Raw genomic sequence first — 16,615 nt, forward strand, 5'->3', positions numbered from 1 at the left:
TTGTCGGGGGGTGCCGGCAGGATGGGATGGTGCCCCCCACTCGACGTGCCACCAAGCCCGCCGTTCCCGAGCAGCTCGGTTTCGCCGGCATGCCCGAGCGACTGTTCGTCTGCACGCCGAGCAAGCTCGGGGCCTACACCGACTGCCCACGGCGATACCGGTATTCGTACATCGACCGGCCGAGCCCACCCAAGGGTCCGCCCTGGGCGCACAACTCGCTCGGCGCCAGCGTGCACACCGCGCTGAAGAACTGGTATATGGCCTCCCCCGAGCGGCGGGTCCCCGAGTCGCTGCCCAGCCTGCTCAAGGCCACCTGGGTGCGTGAGGGCTACCGCGACGTCGAGCAGGAGCGGGTCACCTACCAGCGGGCCCTCGACTGGCTGGAGAGCTACGTCGCCACCCTCGACCCGGAGGACGAGCCGCTCGGTGTCGAGCGGGTGGTCGCCGCCAAGACCGGCATCCTCGCGCTCAACGGGCGCGCCGACCGGATCGACAACCGGATGGGTCCGGCCGGGCCGGAGGCGGTCATCGTCGACTACAAGACCGGCCGGTCCGGGCTTTCACCCGACGACGCCCGAGGCTCCCAGGCACTGGCGCTTTATGCGTTCGCGACCGAGCGGATGTTCCGGCGACCATGTCGCCGGGTCGAGCTGCACCACCTGCCCACCGGGGCGGTGGTGGCCCACGAGCACACCGAGGAGTCGCTGGCCCGGCAGGTGCGGCGGGCCGAGGAGACGGCGCAGGACATCATGGCGGCGGAGAAGGCGGTGGCCGGCGGCGCCGACCCGGATGCGGAGTTTCCGGTCAATCCGGGGTCACTCTGCGGGTGGTGCGACTTCCGCAAGGTCTGCCCGGCCGGCGCTTCGGTGGCGGCCAAGGATCCTTGGACGGCGGTCGAGCACCTGAGCGCCTGAGCCCTTCGCCAGCGCCGCCCTTCGCGGCGCCGCCCTTCGCGGCGCCGCCCTTCGCGGCGCCGCCCTTTGTGGGCTGGCCTTTTGTGGTTTTTGCGCTCGTTTCGGCTTTGGTGGGCTCGGTCAGGGGTGGCCGGCTCGATCCAGGGCGGCTCGGTGCAGCGGGGCCACCCGGTACTGCTCGGGCAAGGCTGACTGGACACCCCGGATCACAGCGCGAAGGCCGCGGACCGAGAGAGCGGCAGCCAGGTCGGTGGTCGGCCAACCGAGACCGCCGTAGATCTTGCGGGCCCAGGACGGCAGCAGACCGATCGCCGTGCCGGCGACGCCGAAGTAGGCCCATCGGGCTGGGCCCAGCGTGAGTCCCAGGCGCAGCGGGAGACCGCCCCAGTGCTCCGGCACCGGTGGCACGGTCAGGAACAGGGCCGCCTCCGCACCGTCCCGGGTGAGTGCGAGCTCTGGGCGTACCGCCTCGAAATAGGCCGCCACCTCGGCCGCCGTCGACGGCACCGTCGCCGGGTCCAAGCCGACCAGCTCGGCCGAACGCAGTTGCTCGGTGTAGTAGCGGTCCACCTCGCCGGGGGTCAGCCGCACCCCGGCCCGGACCGCGGTCGTCAGGAACGACTCGACCTCGGCCACATGGACCCAGCGCAGCAGGTCGGGTTCGTCGATCCGGAACCGCTCACCCGTACGCGGATCGGTCGCCGTCATGCCGGCATGCAACCGCCGTAACCGGCTCGCGGCCTTGTCGACCTGGTCGGTGGTGCCGAAGATGACCGTGCCGACGTAGTCGGACGTGCGGACCAACCGGCCCCAGGGATCGGCCCGATAGCCGGAGTTCTGTGCCACGCCGGCCACCGCCCGCGGGTGCAGCGCCTGCAGGTAGAGCGAGCGCAGACCGCCCAGCATCAGGATCGGCTCGCGATGGAGTTTCCAGGTGACCGAGTCCGGTCCGAACAGGCCGACGTCTCCCGACATGCATCCAGCGTGCCACGCGCCTTCGACACGAAGCACTACTTGATCTTGAATAGCCCGGAGAAGGGGTCGCCGGCCGGTTCGGGATGCCCCTGATCGGTAAGGGGCGGGGTCGCCAGTCGGTTGGCCGTGGAGCCGGGGTCCGACAAGAGGCGGGATCGTCTATCGGCCTGGAGCGGGATCGCCGGGTCGGTAAGGGGCGGGATCGTCTATCGGCCTGGAGCGGGATCGCCGGGTCGGTAAGGGGCGGGGATGTCCGTCGGTTCGCAGCCGGGGCCGCTGGTCAGGAGGCGATGTCAGCGTTCCGGCGAGACCGGCAGGAGGAGCACAGGCCCCAGAAGGTGATCTCCGCCTCGTCCAACTCGAAGCCGTGCACATCGGCCGGCATCAGGCAGGGACGCTCGCCCACCGCGCAGTCGACGTCGGCGATCGCCCCGCAGCCACGGCAGACGATGTGATGGTGGTTGTCGCCGGCCCGGGCCTCGTAGCGCGCCGGACTGCCGGCCGGCTCGATGCGCCGTGCCAACCCGGCGCGGGACAGCGCGCCGAGCACGTCATAGACCGCCTGGGTCGACACCGAGTCGAGACGACCCCGCACCCGCTGGGCGATCTCGTCCACCTCCAGGTGCCCGCCGCCGGTCAGAACCTCGAGCACCGCGAGACGGGGACGGGTGACCCGCAATCCGTGCTCACGCAGGAGTTCTTCACCGGTCGACATCCGTCCATGACAACACGGCGGAACCGAATCACCAACCCGGGCTCCTTACCGTCCGGCATTCGGCGGCTGTCTGGGACGCGTTTCGATCACGACTTGGCGGTAAGGGGATGTTTGCGCAGTCAGATAACTTCTAAGCTGGCCCTCACCCCGGATCACCCGCCCGGAGCACCGCCGGGAACTAGGAGGAATGGTGTTAGACCAGGTCAACGGTTTGCCGGTACACGTTCTCGTGCTCCATGCCGCCGTCATCTTCGTGCCCCTGCTGGCCCTCGGCGCGATCGTCTACGGGTTCGCCGCGTCCCTGCGCCCCCGAATCGGCTGGGCGGTGGCGCTGCTGGCGGTCGTCGCGCCGGTCGCCGCCCTGATCACCAAGCTCTCCGGAACCGAGTTCTACAACCGCCTGCTCAGCGAGCAGCGTGTTTCCGACAAGGGCAAGGAGATCCTCGACGGGCACATGTCGAACGGCACGACCACGTTCTGGCTGGCCCTCGCCCTCGGCGTGCTCAGCCTGATCCTGGTCGTCCTCACCAGCCGCAAGTCGGCGGCCCTGCCGAAGCTCGCCGACCTGGGCTTCGCGGTGGTCCTGCTGATTCTGGGTGGCGTGACCGTCTGGTACCTCTACCAGACCGGTGACTCGGGCGCGACCGCCGTGTGGGGAACCTACTGATCCTCGCCGCTCGTTGCCCGGCGTCGCCGCCTGCCGGACCGTGACCGCGCTGACCTGCCCGCCAGGTCACGCGGTCACCGTCCGACGGCTGACCCGGGCCGCATCGGCCGGCCCCGCGCCGGCCCGACCCGCGCCGGCCCGACCCGCGCCGGCCCGACCCGCGCCGGCCCGGGCCGCGCCGGGCCGGCCCCGGCCGCATCGGCTGGTGGCGGCCTGCCTTTCAGAAGACCAGGCGGGCGCAGAGCAGGCAGACGATGATGAGGGCGATGGCCCCCGCGACCAAGCCGATGCCGTACGTGACAGTCCGCGCCGAACCCTCCGCGTCGTCGATGGCCTCGAAGTTCTGCGGTGGCATCTGCCTCGGCGACGGGGGATGGGCGATCGTCGGCGGGCGCCAGTCGGCCGGGGGTGGATCGGCGCGCGGCGGTCCCTGATATTCGACGGGCCGGACCGGTGGCGCAGGCTCAGGCCGCCCGAGCGGCTCGGCGGCCGGGTCGGGGCGCTGCCAGTACGCGTCGTCGTCCGGGACGCTGGTGGGGGAGCTCACGTTCACCGACGGTACAACCGGAGGGGGACGACGGCCGCGCCGCTGTCGGCTTACCCTCTTAGTCGTGGACATCCTGGACGACCCTGAGCGTGACAACGACGCCGAGCGCGAGGTCGATTTCGAGTCCGAAGAGGCGCCGGTACTGCCCGAACAGACCCGTGACGACACCGAGCGGGGCTGGGGTGAGCGGTCCTACTCCAACGACGACCGCCTGCTGGAGGACCGTCCGCCGCACTGGGACTGATCGCCGTCCACCGACACGTAGTCCTGGTCGGTCCCATCACCACCTTTCCCGCGAGTGAGCGTCCGCGGTCTTCCCGCGAGTGAGCCTTCGCGGTCTTCCCGGGAGCAATACTGAGCGGCCTTTTGAGGGTGCGCCTGAGCGGTCAATTCCGGTAGTAAGCCTGAGCGGACTTCTGAAGGAGCGCCTGGGCGGCCTTTCTGAGGGTGCGCCTGATCGGCTTTCCTGAGTCGGCCTGTCTGTGGGTCGAGCTGAGTCGGTTTTCGGTGGTCAGCCTGGGCGGATCACTATGGCGAAGCCTCGGCCTGCACTGGAGATCGCCTGCCTGGCCTCGGCCGGATCGAGGGCCAGGAGGAGTCCGCCGGTGACCGGGTCGTCGGCTCCGGTCACGTCCAGGACCAGGGCCGCGCTCGCGACGGCGGTGGTGCGGTCACGGTCGCTCTCGATCCGGAGTAGGTCCACCCGGTTGCCGGGTCGGACCACGGTCAGCGCTGTCGGGTCGGCCAGGCGCACCGGCACGCCGACGCTTCCCGACGGAATCGGTCTGGCGGCGGTGGCCGTCGGCGGGCCGGGTGATGAGGAAGCGCGGCCGGACGGTTCGGAAGTCTGCGGCCCGGCCTCGACCGGGACACAGCCGGTCGGCTTGACCCAGAGAACCGCCGCCGCTGTGAGCAACAACACGGTGACCGAGAGCAGGCGCAGCAGCGTGCCCCGGCCTGGCCGATGCCATCGCACCGGATCGAGACGCTCATCAGCCGGCGCCTGTCGCTCGCGGGGCATCGAACCTCCAATCGTCGCCTGATCAGACCCGGATCAGCCCTGATCGGCCGTCGGCGGACACCTCGCACCGTCGGGGGAGACGGCCGATCGGCTTCGTTGCGGAACGGCTTGTCAGAGGCGCCCGCCGACGGCTGTCACCGACGTTAGGCGGCCGGCGGTCTCCGGCGCGGAGACGCTGTGGACAACCCGGCACTGTGGAAACGCGTCGCCGCCGAGCCGAACCTGCTAGCCGACTCTGCCACCAGGACAGGCCTTGGGCGCCGGGTCGGAGGGCGGCGGCGAGTTCGGTGTCGCCCGTATCGAAGTAGTCGGCCAGATCGAGCCGCCGGAGCCGGTTGCACAAGGCGGCGGCGATCCGATGACGGCGGCAGAGGTATGGGGTCCGCTCGGCCGCCGTGGCCCGGGCAGGGAAAACGAATGTGCGCCGAGCCCGGGACGGGGAAACGAATGCGCGCCGAGCCCGGGGAGGGGCTCGGCGCGCGAGTGATGCTTCAGTGGTGGGGATCAGGGGGTCGCGGCGGCCTTCGAACCGCTGCCGCCCGACGACGCAGTCGTGCTGCTGCTCGTGGACGAGCTCGACGAGGTGCTTGTCGAAGCGGTCGACGACGACGCCGCCGTGTCGGCCTTCTTGGTGGTCGAGTCGCCGGAGCCGGTGGCCGACTTCTCGGAGCTCACGCTGCCCGACCGGGAGTCGTTGCGGTAGAAGCCCGAACCCTTGAAGACGATGCCGACCGAGTTGAACACCTTGCGGAGCTTGCCCTGGCAGTTCGGGCACTCGGTGAGCGCCGGGTCGGAGAAGGACTGCACTGCTTCAAGCTGCTCACCGCACTCGGTGCAGGCGTACTGGTAGGTAGGCACGGCTCCTCCGGATCAATCGGCTGCTGGCACTCGCCAACTCCGAGTGCCAATGTTGCGGCATCGGAGGTCAATTCGTCCACTCGGCGCTCGGCCTGAGGGAGAACCGGCCGGTGGGTGATATCACAGCGAGGCGCGACCGGCACATCCACGAACCGTCGAAGCGGCCGCGGGTGCCCCCTCGAAAAGGCGGCAGTGGCTGCGAAGGCGGCAGTGGCTGCGAAGGCGGTGGTGGCTGCGAAGGCGGTGGTGACGGCGAGGCCGGCAGCAGCCCTTGAAAGCCGGAACCGGCTCCCGACGAGATAGGGCGACCCCTCAAGAGGCGTGCGGGCGGCGGGAGAAGCCGCCGGTGGGGGTGATCACCGCATGGACCCGGCGGTCGTGGGGTTCGGCGGGGACGAAGGGCACGTCCTCGCCGTCGTGCAGGAGCGCCACGGTCAAGGGGCCGAGATCCGGTAGGCGGGCCAGCACCCGGTCGTAGGATCCGCCGCCGCGGCCCATCCGGGTTCCGTCGGGTCCGACGGCGAGTGCCGGTACCAGGAGCAGGTCCACCGAGCGGACCGCCTCGACCCCGAGTCGTGGCCCGCCGGGTTCACGCAGCCCGCGCGGCCCTGCCACGAGAAGCGAAGAGCCGGGGATCGAAGGGGCGGGAGCCGAGGTGGGCGGGCCCGGAGTGGGTGTCGGGGAATCGGCGGTGCTGGTGGGGGACGACTGCGCGGCGGGGGGCGAGGTGGGGGCGGTCAGTTCGGCCCAGGTCAGGTCGTTGTCCGGGAGCAGGACCGGGAGTAGCAGGCGGCCGTCTCGAGGCAGGGCGGCCAGGAGGCGGTCCGGCAGGTCGGTGCCGCCCGGTTCGGGTCCGATCGGGACGTAGGCGGCGATGGAACGGGCGCCGGTACGGCGTACCAGCGCAAGAATTTGACCTTGAATTTTGGCGGCCGCGGCGTCGAGCGCGGTGACCGGAAGTGATCGACGCACCGTGAGCAGCCGTGCGCGGAGCGCGATCTTGATTTGATGTGATTTTTCCGCATCAGGGGTTAAATCCGACATGCAACACCCCCTTTTGAAAACCGGCAAACGGTGCACACTATGTCAGCATCGCTCCAAAGAGGGCCACTCCCGGGAGGATGTGTGACACTACGTGGCCGGCTGACCAGCGCTTTCCTGGTGGTCGTGCTCGGTCCGGTCCTGCTCGGGTCCGTCTTCGTCGCGTTGACCGCCAACGCCGTGAGCCGGGAGCGGACCACCGAACGCCTCGACCACGCTGCGACAACAGTCAGTGTGGCGATCGGCGCCATCTGCCGCCAGTTGCAGGCTTCGGCGGATGCGGTCGCCGTGGTTCCGGCCGGAGACCGTCAGGCGGTCGCCGACCAGCTGGTCGCCCGAGGGTTGGCCACCGAGATCTGGATGACCGAAACCGAACAGTCGAGTCTGGCGCGTTCCGCGATGACCGGCGACCCGGCGGCGACCGGCCATCGGGATTGCGCCGGCCCCGATGCCGGACGTGAGGAGGCCACGGCGATGACCGCGGCCGCGTACACCCGAGAGATCACCGTGACCGCCGCCCAGCGGGTCGACGCCGCCATGCTGGACCGACTCGGAGCGTCCGCCGGCGTAGCCGTGCGGCTGGGCGAGAGCGCGGCCGCGGCCGCCGGGACCGCCGACCGGAACCTGTCCGCCGAACCGGGCCGGCCGTTGACCTTGACCCTGACCGTCCCGGCCGCCGGACCCACCGCCCGCTACCTGATCCTGCTGCTGATCGTGCTGGCCACCGCGGTCGTCGCGGTGATCGCCGCCCGCTGGCTGGCCCGATCCACGACTCGCCCGCTCGGTGATCTGGCCTGGGCCGCCGACCGGGTGGCGAACGGCGACCTGGACACCCGCGTGCCGATCCCGCGGCCGGACGAACTGGGCCGGCTCGCCGGGACGTTCAACCGGATGACCCGGGAGCTCCAGTCCTACGTGCAGGCGCTGACCGCGAGCCGGGACCAGCTGCGCCGGCATCTCGCGATTCTCGGCGACACCCTGTCCAGCACCCACGACCTGGACCGGATCCTGCCGGTGATCCTGCGGACCGCGATGACCGCCACCGCCGCGCGGGCCGGGCTGATCCTGCTCACCGACCCGGGCGACGGGCGGCTGGCGGCCCGTTGCGGCGCCGGGCTGACCGGGGCGTGGGACCTGTCGCCGGCCGAGCTGACCCAGCGGCGTCTGACACCGGGTCGTGGGGTGCTGGGGCGGGTCGCCGCGACCGGGACGCCGTCGCGGGGCACCTCCGGGTGCGTTTCGGACGAGCCCGCCTGTGACTCGTATCTCGCCGTTCCGATCTGCGCGCCACCGGACGAGGAGAGCGGGCCGGAGCCGACGGTACTGGGTGTGCTGGCGCTCTACGACCGGCTGGGTGGTCCGGCCTTCGAGGACGCCGATCTGCGTACGCTGCGCACCTTCGCCGGTCAGGCCGGGGTGGCCGTGCACAACGTCCGGGTCCACGAGGAGGCACAACGTCTCTCTTTGACTGATCCGCTGACCGGACTCTGGAACTACCGTTATCTGCGCGAGGTGCTGCGCCGCGAGGTGGAGCGGGCGAGCCGGTTCGGCCGGATGCTCACCGTCCTGGTCCTCGACCTGGACCACTTCAAGGAGGTGAACGACACGTACGGCCACCCGGCCGGTGATCAGGTGCTGGGCGAATTCGCGCGGCGGATCCGGATCGGGCTCCGCGAGGTCGACGTGGCGTTCCGTCAGGGCGGGGAGGAGTTCGTGGTGCTGCTGCCGGAGACCGACGCGTACGGCGGGGTGATAGTCGCCGAGCGGCTGGGCGCCGCGGTGCGGGACTGGCCGGTGCCGGTCGACCCGCGCCGTCCCGGCCTCGCCGACCGGATACCGATCAGCGTGTCGATCGGTATCGCGGTCTTCCCGGAGCACGGTGCGACCGCGCAGGACGTGCTGGATGCGGCCGATGAGGCGCTGTACGCGGCGAAGAACGCCGGCCGGGACACGTACCGGCTCGCGGAACGGGTTTCCCCAGCCCTCCCGGAGGGGCATCTGGATGCCGCGACCGCCATCACTGGTGGGCCGCAGCCGCCGCGACATGGCCGTGGCCGATAGTCTCGCGGCATGTCCGGAACCAGCGAAGGTGAAGTGACTGTATGACGACGAAGCGCGCCGTCAAGGCGGTGATCCCGGCCGCGGGTCTCGCAACCCGCTTCCTGCCGGCCACCAAGGCCGTGCCCAAGGAACTGCTGCCCGTGGTGGACCGGCCGGTCCTGCAGTACATCGTCGAGGAGGCGGCGGCGGCCGGCATCACCGACGTCCTCCTGGTGACCGGGCGGGGCAAGACCGCCATGGTCGACCACTTCGACAGGCGCCCCGACGTCGAGGCGCGGCTGGAGGAGAAGGGCGACCACCAGCGGCTCGCCGCGGTACGCCGTTCGAGCGAACTCGCCGACATCTACACGGTTCGTCAGGGTGAGGCGCTCGGCCTGGGCCACGCCGTCGGTACCGCCGCCTCGCACGTCGGCGACAACCCCTTCGCGGTCCTGCTCGGCGACGAATTCGTCGAAGAGGACAAGCCGCTGCTCCCGGCGATGCTGGACCTGCAGGAGAAGACCGGCGGCATCGTCCTCGCGTTCATGGAGGTCGCCCCGCACGAGACCGCCCGCTACGGCATCGCCTCCGTCAAGACCACCGACGACCCGGATGTCGTCGAGGTGACCGGCCTGGTCGAGAAACCGGCCCCGGAGGAGGCGCCGAGCAACCTGGCGGTGCTCGGCCGCTACGTGCTGCCCGGCACGATCTTCGACGTCATCGCCGACACCAAGCCCGGCAACGGCGGCGAGATCCAGCTCACCGACGCTATGGCGACGATGCTCGCCGACGGTGTGCCGGTGCACGGCATCGTCTACCGCGGCCACCGCTACGACACCGGTATGCCGCTCGGCTATCTCCAGGCCGTCGTCCAGCTCGCGGTGCAGCGACCTGACCTGGGCGAGGAGTTCCGGGCCTGGCTCACCGAATTCGTCGGCGGCCGGAAGGGATGACCGCCACGGCCGATCGCGAGGCGGCCGCTTCCAACGAGCTGATGCCTCTCGCCGAGTACCTGGGCAGCGTGCTGCGCAGGCTCCGGGCGCTGCCTCCGCTCGACCTCGACCTCACCCAGGCGCACGGGAACGTGTTGGCGGCCGACGTGGTCGCCCCACACGCGTACCCGGCGTTCGACCAGGCCGCGATCGACGGGTACGCGGCCCGATGGGAAGACCTGGCCGGCGCCGGGCGCATCGGGTCGCACCCGTCGTTCGGGCAGTTCGAGAACACCGCCCGCACGGTCCGGCTGAACGTGGTCGGCGACATGGGGGCGGCACACTGGCGGCCGGTCCGGCTCACCCCCGGCACCTGCTTCTCGGTGGCGGCCGGGGCGCCGCTGCCGATCGGCGCCGACGTCGTCGTCCCGGTCCACTGGACCGATCAGGGCATGGCCGCGGTGGAGATCCTGCACGCCCCGAAACGCGGCTCCGGGGTTCGGCGGGCCGGTGAGGAGGTCGCCGTCGGGCAGCTCCTCGCCGCCGCCGGCTCCTACGTCACCCCGCCGACCGTGGCCCTGTTCGCCGCCGCCGGGATCGGGCACGTGATGGTCCGGCCCAGCCCACGGGTGGTGGTCGTGGCCACCGGCGACGAGCTCGTCGACGTGGGCCGACCCAGCCAGCCCGGCCAGGTCGTCGACGCCAACTCGCACGCCCTCACGGCGGCCGCGGTGGAGGCGGGCGCGCTGGCGTACCGGATCGGCATCTGTGACGACGACCCGGAAGGGCTGCGTGGCCTGCTGGAAGACCAGACGCTGCGCGCCGACCTGATCATCACCACCGGTGGCACCGGCACCGGACCCGGCGACATGCTGCGCCGGGTGCTGTCCCGGCCCGGCTCCGGCCGCGGCACCGTCGAGTTCACCGACGTGGCCCTCTGCCCCGGCACCGCGCTCGGCTTCGGCACGGTCGGCGGCGAGGAGGTCCCCGTGGTGTGCCTGCCCGGCGAGCCCGGCGCCGCGCTCATCGGGTTCGAGGTGCTGGCCCGGCCGGTGATCCAGTTGCTCGCCGGGGCGGAACCGGTCTTCCGGCCCGGGATCAAGGCACACCTGCTGGAGACGGTGTCGTCGCCGGGCGGTCTGCGCGAGTTCCGGCCCGCCTACGTGGCAGAACGCCGGGGTGGTGGTTACACGGTGCAGCCGCTCGCCGGTGGGCCGTACACTCTGTCCGGTTTGGCCGAGGCGAACGGCCTGCTGGTGCTCGGCGAACGGGTCACCACAGCGGCCGCCGGCTCGACCGTCGACGTTCTGCTGCTCGACCGGAGGCGATAGATGCTCGGGGCCACCACACCCGGCTGGCCCGCTGTGCTGTCGGACGGGGCGGTGCTGCTCCGGCCGTACAAACGCGGAGACGCCCGGGCCTGGTCCGAGGTGCGGATCGCCAACCAGGCCTGGCTGGCCCCGTGGGAGTCGGCGCCGCCCGGCCCGTGGGCCGAGATGAACTCGCCACGCACCTACGGCTACGTCTACCGCGACATGAAACGGGCCGCCCGCAACGGCGACAGCATGCCGTTCGCCGTCTGCCTCGTCGAGAACGGCCGGGAACGCCTCGTCGGGCACGTCAACCTGGGCAACATCGTGCGGCGGGCGTTCGCGTCGGCGTACGCCGGCTACTGGGTCGACCACCGGGTCGCCGGCCGGGGGGTGATCCCGACCGCGCTGGCGCTCGCCGTCGACCACGCCTTCGGGCCGGGCGGGCTGCACCGGATAGAGGTCAACATCCGGCCGGAGAACGGGCCGAGCCGCCGGGTCGTCGAGAAGCTGGGTTTCCGCGAGGAGGCGTACCACCAGCGCTACATGCACATCGACGGCGGTTGGCGCGACCACCTCGGCTACGCGATGACCAGCGAAGAGGTCGCCGGCGAGGGAGGCCTGCTGGCGCGCTGGCGCCGCATCCGCACCAGTTCATGATCGGTAACGTCGCAACGCTACCGGCGCGGCGCGCGAAATATCACGGCTACCGCCCGTAACCTCGCATTCGTCGTGTCATTCCACGTGTCATTCGTCGTGGCGGATCGGAGCGGTGACGGTGCCGACCTCGGTGCTCCTCGCCGTCCTCGCCGCGGCGGGCCTGCTCGCTCTCGCCCCGGCGCTGGTACGCCGGTACGACGCCACCGAGCGGCTCGCCGCGGAACGGGCGTCCTCGACGGCGCGGGTGCTACAGCGCCGCCGCCGTCTCCGAACCGTGCCCGGACGCCGACCGATCAACCCCGCCCGCCAGGTCACGGTTACGGTCCCCGCCCCAACGAGTGATCCGGTGACGCCACCGGAGCGCCGCCTCCGCCTGGTCACCGGCAGGCGCCCGACCCGCCGCACCCCGCCGCGCCGGGGCGCCCCCGCGGTGGTCCGGCGCCGCCGTGTCTTCGCCGCGCTCGTCCTGCTCAACGCCATCGAGCTGGTCGGCGTGGTAGCGGTCGGGCCCGGCTTCTGGATCAGCTTCGCGGTCACCGGCAGTCTGCTCGGGCTGTACCTCGTACACCTGCGCAACCGTGCCATCGCCGACCGCCGCCGCCGTCGGATCCAGGCCCGCGAATCGGCCTGGCTCGCCGCCCGCCAGGCCGAGGTCCGCCGCGAACAGGCCCGCCGCGCCGCCGCCCGCCGCGAGGCCCAGCGCCGCCTGGCCGCCCAACGCGAAGCGGTCCGGCGCGCGGCGATGGGCCTCGACCGGGAGCCCTCCGACCTGCCCCTGCCGGCTGCGGCCAACGGCGGCTCGGTCTCCTATCGGCGGCGAGGCGGTCTGCGCGGTCGTCCTTACGAGGCCGGCGGGCGTCGGCACAACGCCTCTTAGGGGGTACGGCCAGCCCGCACCCGCCATGTTCCGGCCGTCCCGTAGCTCCCGGGGCGACGCAGGCGACAGTCCCGGCCACCAGGGCACCATCCGGGCTGTTGCCCTCCCGGACGTTGTTGGGAGGGGTGGTTCGCGAAGGGGCGAGATGACCTGTTAGCCTTTCAACGGTTCCAAGGTGACGCGGTCACCGGAAGACCAAGGGGCTGTGGCGCAGTCTGGTAGCGCACCTCGTTCGCATCGAGGGGGTCTGGGGTTCAAATCCCCACAGCTCCACCCAACATTGAAACGCCTGGACTTCGGTCTGGGCGTTTTTGTTTTCGGCCGTAAACCGGAGGCTGTTCAGTTCTTGGTGGTGTTCAAATAGACTGAACAGCGTGAAAAGCCGAACACCCGTGACGTCCGGCGAGGTGGAGCGGCTTCTGGAGCCCGCCCGGGAGCATCTGCGCCAGTTCGGCATCAGTCTCGCGATTACATCCTCCAGCATCGATCCGGACGGTCGTGCGAACGCTGTGATCGAGCTGTCGAGGGGTGGCGCCACCAGCACGTATGTGGTTGGGATCGCTCGCTCGATGACATTGACCTCGTTGGCTCAGGGCATGCCATCCGGCGACCGGCCGCTCCTGGTCGTCGGTGACCGCATCAGTCGTCGCAGTGCTGAGGCCTTCCGCGAGGCGAACGTGCAGTTCCTGGATGCTCTGGGTAACGCGTACATCACGTTCGACGGTGTGCTCATCGATGTGCGGGGCCGCGCCGCGTCTGCGGATGAACAGAGCCCGAGCCGTTCGGATCTGGCTGTCTCGCGTCCGTCGAATCTCTTCAGCCGAGTCCGGGCTCAGGTCATCCTGGCGCTGCTCGCCTGGCCGGACCTGGCCGGTCAACGGCAGCGGGACATCGCGGCGGCCGCCGGGACCTCACTTGGGCAGACTCATGATGTGCTGACCCGGCTCGGCGAAGCCGGCTACCTGGCGGGGTCCGCTGTGAGCCCGGCCCGATTCGGCGAGCTGCTCGATCTCTGGACCGCGGCCTATCCGACCGGCCTCGGCCCGCACCTTCAGGTCGCACGATTCTCCGGCGACCCCAGCCGCCCGTTCGTACGTGAGCAGGCCGCATACCTCAGCGGTGAGGCGGCCGAAGGTGTGGACATCGTGCGCCCGGCGACGCTGACCGTCTACGTGGATTCGTGGGACCCGAAACTGGCCATAGCCAATCGTTGGACCAGGAACCCGGATCGTGTTGACAACATCTTCGTGCGCCGCAAGTTCTGGACGTCGCCACGTTCGACCGAGGAGCTGTCGGCGGCGAAAGCGGGGAATGCGCCGTGGCCCCTGGTCTATGCCGACCTGATGGCCGCCGGAGATGCCCGTCTGGTGCAGGTGGCAAGAACGTGGAGGGACGATCATGCTGGATCTGGGCCGAGCTGATCCGTCGCTGCTTCACCTGGTCGACGGGGTGATGACCGAGCTCCTGGCGAAGTCCGCGCGGCTGCGCCCGAGCGAGGTCCTACTGGTCGGGGCGCACTGCCGGGACATTCTGCAGAGTGCGTTCGGCCACGAGTTCCCGCTACGTGCCACGTCCGATATCGACCTCGGGCTCGCGATGGCGAACTGGGCCGCGTACGACGAACTGGTCGGGAATCTCCGGCCGGCCGGAAACACCGGGATCCGCTTTCAGGTCGCGCAGACGGTCGCCGACCTGATGCCGTTCGGGCCGGTGGAGAATCCGCCGGGGACGGTCGTGCCCGCGACTCGCCGGGAACCGATCAGTGTGTGGGGCTTCAGCGAGGTCTTCGCGGTCGCTCACCCGTTGGAGTTGCCGTCCGCGGGGACCATCCGGATTCCCAGCGCGGCCGGGTATGCCGCCTTGAAACTCGTCGCGTGGCTGGATCGCAGCGCATACGGCGAGTACAAGGACGCTTCCGATATCGCCACCGTCATGTACTGGTACTCGACGGCACCCGCTGTCGAGACCTACGTCTATGAGACAGAGCGCGGCCAGGATCTGCTCGTTGCGGAGGATCTGGACAGTACGGCCGCGGCGGTTCGGATGCTCGGTGAGGAGATTGCGGGCATCGTCGGCGCCACACGTGTGTCCGAGATAGCCGGTCGCTGGCCGGGGGTGCCTGGCGAGATCCTGATTCGGCACATGAACGTCACGAACGCTTCCGGCTGGTCGGACGACCCGCGTCGACGCGCGACCCTGCTCTATGCGATGGCGCGTGGCTTGGGGGTCGGTTGATCACGATGTTCGGTTTTCAGGCCTGTTCAGTTTTTCTGAACGGCGCGGAAAACTGAACAACGGCTGGCGGCGGTGTGGCGGGTCCTACGCTGGCGATCGTGCGCTTGAGTGCCGTACTCCTCGTGATGGTTTTGGGATTGACCGGCTGTGGGCCGTCCGGGGAGCAGATGGGCGTGCCCACCGGATCGCCTGTCGTGTTGTCTCCGGAGGAGACCGCGGCTACCGCGGCCGTTCAGAACATCGTCGCCGACGCGCAGTTGCTCGATCCGGAGAATCCGCTGCGTCGTGAGGATCCGAAGTCCGAGTGGAAAGCCGGCGGGTACCGGCTCATCGTGTCCTGCTCCGGTAACGGCGTTCTGCGGGTGGGGTTTCGGATCGGTGCGGCGCTGGTGGAGCAGGATCTGCGGGCCTGTGCGCCGGCCGGTGGGTTCGGGGCGCTTGATCTGGAGATTCCCGCAGACGCCGAGGGGCATTCGGTCGAGGTGACCGCGGTCGACGACGCGAACGGAGCCGTCGCCTACGCCGTCCGCCGGAAGAAATGACGCGTGTGCACGTTCATGCACACGGTGGGGGCGCGATGATAATCGCCAACGCGCGCGATCTGGGTCTGGCCGTCCGTCAGGCCAGACAGGATCAGGGCCGGACCCAGGCCGAGGTCGCCGCTGCGGCCCGGGTCAGCCTCCGCTGGCTGCTGGGGGACGCCGTGCCTGAGGCGGTCGGCATCATCGAACAGGGCGATGGCGGGAAGCTGACGCTCGCCAGCGAAGCCGCGGTGGCGCGGGGCTAACCGAGGTCGCGGACCGCGACGGTCTCGCCGTCGGCTATCTCGCCGGTGGGGCGGAAGCCGAGGCGGGCGTAGAACGGCGCCGGGCCGCCCTCGCGCTCGTGATAGGTGACGTACGCCTGTGTGCCGCCCCGGGCCCGGATCTCGGCGCAGACCGCCTCGACGGCGAAGGAACCGTAACCGCTGCCCTGGTGTCCGGCGGCGATGTTGAGGCGCCACAGGCCGGAGCGCCGGTCGGGGTCGTCCGGGGTGGTCCACGGGATGTCGAGGAAGGCCATCACGAAACCGACCAGTTCGTCGCCGTCGTAGATGAGGCGCGGCCAGGCCTGCTCGCCGAAGACGTACGCCTCGGCCAGCGATTTCACGACGGGTGCGACGAGGTCGGCCTGGTCGGGCCGGACCGAGATCTCCAGGGCCGCCTCGTAGTTGCGGGGATCGATCGTCCGCAGTTCCATTCGAGCAGGTTAGCGGTGCAGGTGGAACGAGGCGATCTCCTCCACTCGGGCCCGGGTGACGCCGGCCAATTGTTCGACGGCGAGCGGGTGCCCGGTGGGTTCGAGCTCGATGTACGGCAGCTGTCCCACGGCTCGGGTGTGCACGTTCGTCCGCAGGTTGAGCGTCGATGGCTCGTACCCCGCGATGATGTTGGAAAGCCAGCCGAAGTAGGGCGGCTCCGTTTCGCGGCCGGGCTGCTCCCACACGTCGACGGCGCGGGTGAAGCTGGGCCGGCTCAGGGACACCCACATGCTGTACGTGAAGATGTCACCGGTGTCCCACACGGGCAGTTCGATCAGGCCGCGGACGAAGAACTGTTCGCCGGAGATGACGCAGATGTCGGCGTCCAGCAGGCAGCCCTCCTGTCCGGCCATCTCCGGCTGCCAGTAGTCCGGCGCCGGGGCGGCGAAACTGAGCGGAGGCCCGTCGTGTGAGGCCCCGCACGTGCCGCAGGCGAACTGCTCGGTGCTCATGGCCGCGAAGCATATCCGCTCGTCAGGAGCCTGCGGGCACCGCCAGTTCCGGGAGAAACGCGAAAATTGCT

The 16,615-nt window shown here is 70.4% G+C and carries 20 protein-coding genes and 1 tRNA gene; 13 read left to right on the forward strand and 8 right to left on the reverse strand.

Features of this window, described 5'->3' with window-relative positions:
* Nucleotides 1-26 precede the first annotated feature (26 nt).
* On the forward strand, nucleotides 27-914 hold the full coding sequence (locus Q0Z83_RS46855) for a RecB family exonuclease (protein ID WP_378078123.1): 888 nt from the start codon (nucleotides 27-29) through the stop codon (nucleotides 912-914).
* Between the two features lie 120 nt (nucleotides 915-1,034).
* Here Q0Z83_RS46855 and Q0Z83_RS46860 read toward each other — a convergent pair whose 3' ends face one another.
* Together Q0Z83_RS46860 and Q0Z83_RS46865 are read right to left on the reverse strand one after the other, a co-directional pair.
* A complete protein-coding gene (locus Q0Z83_RS46860; protein WP_317790034.1) occupies nucleotides 1,035-1,889 on the reverse strand; it encodes an oxygenase MpaB family protein in 855 nt (284 codons plus the stop codon).
* Between the two features lie 280 nt (nucleotides 1,890-2,169).
* A complete protein-coding gene (locus Q0Z83_RS46865; protein WP_317790035.1) occupies nucleotides 2,170-2,604 on the reverse strand; it encodes a Fur family transcriptional regulator in 435 nt (144 codons plus the stop codon).
* A gap of 187 nt (nucleotides 2,605-2,791) precedes the next feature.
* Here Q0Z83_RS46865 and Q0Z83_RS46870 point away from each other — a divergent pair, with 187 nt between their 5' ends.
* Nucleotides 2,792-3,271, forward strand: coding sequence for a DUF2231 domain-containing protein (locus Q0Z83_RS46870; RefSeq protein ID WP_317790036.1), 480 nt, complete (start codon nucleotides 2,792-2,794; stop codon nucleotides 3,269-3,271).
* 220 nt (nucleotides 3,272-3,491) lie between these two features.
* Here the strand turns inward: Q0Z83_RS46870 and Q0Z83_RS46875 are convergent, their stop codons facing one another.
* Nucleotides 3,492-3,818, reverse strand: a complete 327-nt coding sequence (locus Q0Z83_RS46875; protein WP_317790037.1) for a translation initiation factor 2 — start codon at nucleotides 3,816-3,818, stop codon at nucleotides 3,492-3,494.
* Between the two features lie 64 nt (nucleotides 3,819-3,882).
* Here Q0Z83_RS46875 and Q0Z83_RS46880 point away from each other — a divergent pair, with 64 nt between their 5' ends.
* The gene (locus Q0Z83_RS46880) at nucleotides 3,883-4,062 is read left to right on the forward strand and encodes a hypothetical protein (RefSeq protein ID WP_317790038.1); all 180 of its coding nucleotides are present in this window, start codon (nucleotides 3,883-3,885) and stop codon (nucleotides 4,060-4,062) included.
* A 267-nt stretch (nucleotides 4,063-4,329) separates the two neighbouring features.
* On the opposite strand, the gene Q0Z83_RS46885 is transcribed toward Q0Z83_RS46880, so the two are convergent.
* The 3 genes from Q0Z83_RS46885 to Q0Z83_RS46895 form a co-directional block, all read right to left on the reverse strand.
* On the reverse strand, nucleotides 4,330-4,839 hold the full coding sequence (locus tag Q0Z83_RS46885; protein WP_317790040.1) for a hypothetical protein: 510 nt from the start codon (nucleotides 4,837-4,839) through the stop codon (nucleotides 4,330-4,332).
* A gap of 504 nt (nucleotides 4,840-5,343) precedes the next feature.
* Nucleotides 5,344-5,697: an FmdB family zinc ribbon protein gene (locus Q0Z83_RS46890; protein WP_317790041.1), complete on the reverse strand. Its 354-nt coding sequence runs from the start codon at nucleotides 5,695-5,697 to the stop codon at nucleotides 5,344-5,346.
* Between the two features lie 312 nt (nucleotides 5,698-6,009).
* Nucleotides 6,010-6,741, reverse strand: coding sequence for a 5-formyltetrahydrofolate cyclo-ligase (locus Q0Z83_RS46895; protein WP_317790042.1), 732 nt, complete (start codon nucleotides 6,739-6,741; stop codon nucleotides 6,010-6,012).
* An 81-nt stretch (nucleotides 6,742-6,822) separates the two neighbouring features.
* On the opposite strand from Q0Z83_RS46895, the gene Q0Z83_RS46900 reads away from it, so the two are divergent.
* The 10 genes from Q0Z83_RS46900 to Q0Z83_RS46945 all read left to right on the forward strand — a co-directional run bounded on the left by Q0Z83_RS46900 (nucleotide 6,823) and on the right by Q0Z83_RS46945 (nucleotide 15,579).
* Entirely contained in the window at nucleotides 6,823-8,799 is a 1,977-nt protein-coding gene (locus Q0Z83_RS46900; RefSeq protein ID WP_317790043.1) for a diguanylate cyclase, read from the forward strand.
* Nucleotides 8,800-8,840: 41 nt separating this feature from the next.
* Complete coding sequence (locus Q0Z83_RS46905; protein WP_317790044.1) at nucleotides 8,841-9,731, forward strand: UTP--glucose-1-phosphate uridylyltransferase; 891 nt, start codon at nucleotides 8,841-8,843, stop codon at nucleotides 9,729-9,731.
* Nucleotides 9,728-11,041, forward strand: coding sequence for a molybdopterin molybdotransferase MoeA (locus tag Q0Z83_RS46910; protein ID WP_317790045.1), 1,314 nt, complete (start codon nucleotides 9,728-9,730; stop codon nucleotides 11,039-11,041). Before Q0Z83_RS46905 ends, Q0Z83_RS46910 begins: the two co-directional genes overlap by 4 nt.
* Nucleotides 11,042-11,680 carry a GNAT family N-acetyltransferase gene (locus tag Q0Z83_RS46915; protein WP_317790046.1) on the forward strand — a complete coding sequence of 213 codons (639 nt, stop codon included), beginning with the start codon at nucleotides 11,042-11,044 and terminating at the stop codon, nucleotides 11,678-11,680.
* Between the two features lie 118 nt (nucleotides 11,681-11,798).
* Nucleotides 11,799-12,557 carry a divisome protein SepX/GlpR gene (gene sepX / locus Q0Z83_RS46920; protein ID WP_378079180.1) on the forward strand — a complete coding sequence of 253 codons (759 nt, stop codon included), beginning with the start codon at nucleotides 11,799-11,801 and terminating at the stop codon, nucleotides 12,555-12,557.
* Nucleotides 12,558-12,756: 199 nt separating this feature from the next.
* A tRNA-Ala gene (locus Q0Z83_RS46925) sits at nucleotides 12,757-12,830 on the forward strand.
* A 101-nt stretch (nucleotides 12,831-12,931) separates the two neighbouring features.
* Nucleotides 12,932-13,978, forward strand: a complete 1,047-nt coding sequence (locus Q0Z83_RS46930) for a type IV toxin-antitoxin system AbiEi family antitoxin (RefSeq protein ID WP_317790048.1) — start codon at nucleotides 12,932-12,934, stop codon at nucleotides 13,976-13,978.
* Entirely contained in the window at nucleotides 13,956-14,792 is an 837-nt protein-coding gene (locus Q0Z83_RS46935) for a hypothetical protein (protein ID WP_317790049.1), read from the forward strand. Before Q0Z83_RS46930 ends, Q0Z83_RS46935 begins: the two co-directional genes overlap by 23 nt.
* 98 nt (nucleotides 14,793-14,890) lie before the next feature.
* A complete protein-coding gene (locus Q0Z83_RS46940) occupies nucleotides 14,891-15,334 on the forward strand; it encodes a hypothetical protein (protein ID WP_317790050.1) in 444 nt (147 codons plus the stop codon).
* A 35-nt stretch (nucleotides 15,335-15,369) separates the two neighbouring features.
* The gene (locus Q0Z83_RS46945; RefSeq protein WP_317790051.1) at nucleotides 15,370-15,579 is read left to right on the forward strand and encodes a helix-turn-helix domain-containing protein; all 210 of its coding nucleotides are present in this window, start codon (nucleotides 15,370-15,372) and stop codon (nucleotides 15,577-15,579) included.
* Here Q0Z83_RS46945 and Q0Z83_RS46950 read toward each other — a convergent pair.
* Both Q0Z83_RS46950 and Q0Z83_RS46955 read right to left on the reverse strand, forming a co-directional pair.
* On the reverse strand, nucleotides 15,576-16,031 hold the full coding sequence (locus Q0Z83_RS46950) for a GNAT family N-acetyltransferase (RefSeq protein WP_317790052.1): 456 nt from the start codon (nucleotides 16,029-16,031) through the stop codon (nucleotides 15,576-15,578). The genes Q0Z83_RS46945 and Q0Z83_RS46950 overlap by 4 nt on opposite strands.
* Before the next feature lie 9 nt (nucleotides 16,032-16,040).
* Nucleotides 16,041-16,544, reverse strand: a complete 504-nt coding sequence (locus Q0Z83_RS46955; protein WP_317790053.1) for a DUF2199 domain-containing protein — start codon at nucleotides 16,542-16,544, stop codon at nucleotides 16,041-16,043.
* Nucleotides 16,545-16,615 lie beyond the last annotated feature (71 nt).

Origin of the sequence: Actinoplanes sichuanensis (assembly GCF_033097365.1) — a bacterium.
Taxonomy (GTDB): Bacteria; Actinomycetota; Actinomycetes; order Mycobacteriales; family Micromonosporaceae; genus Actinoplanes; species Actinoplanes sichuanensis.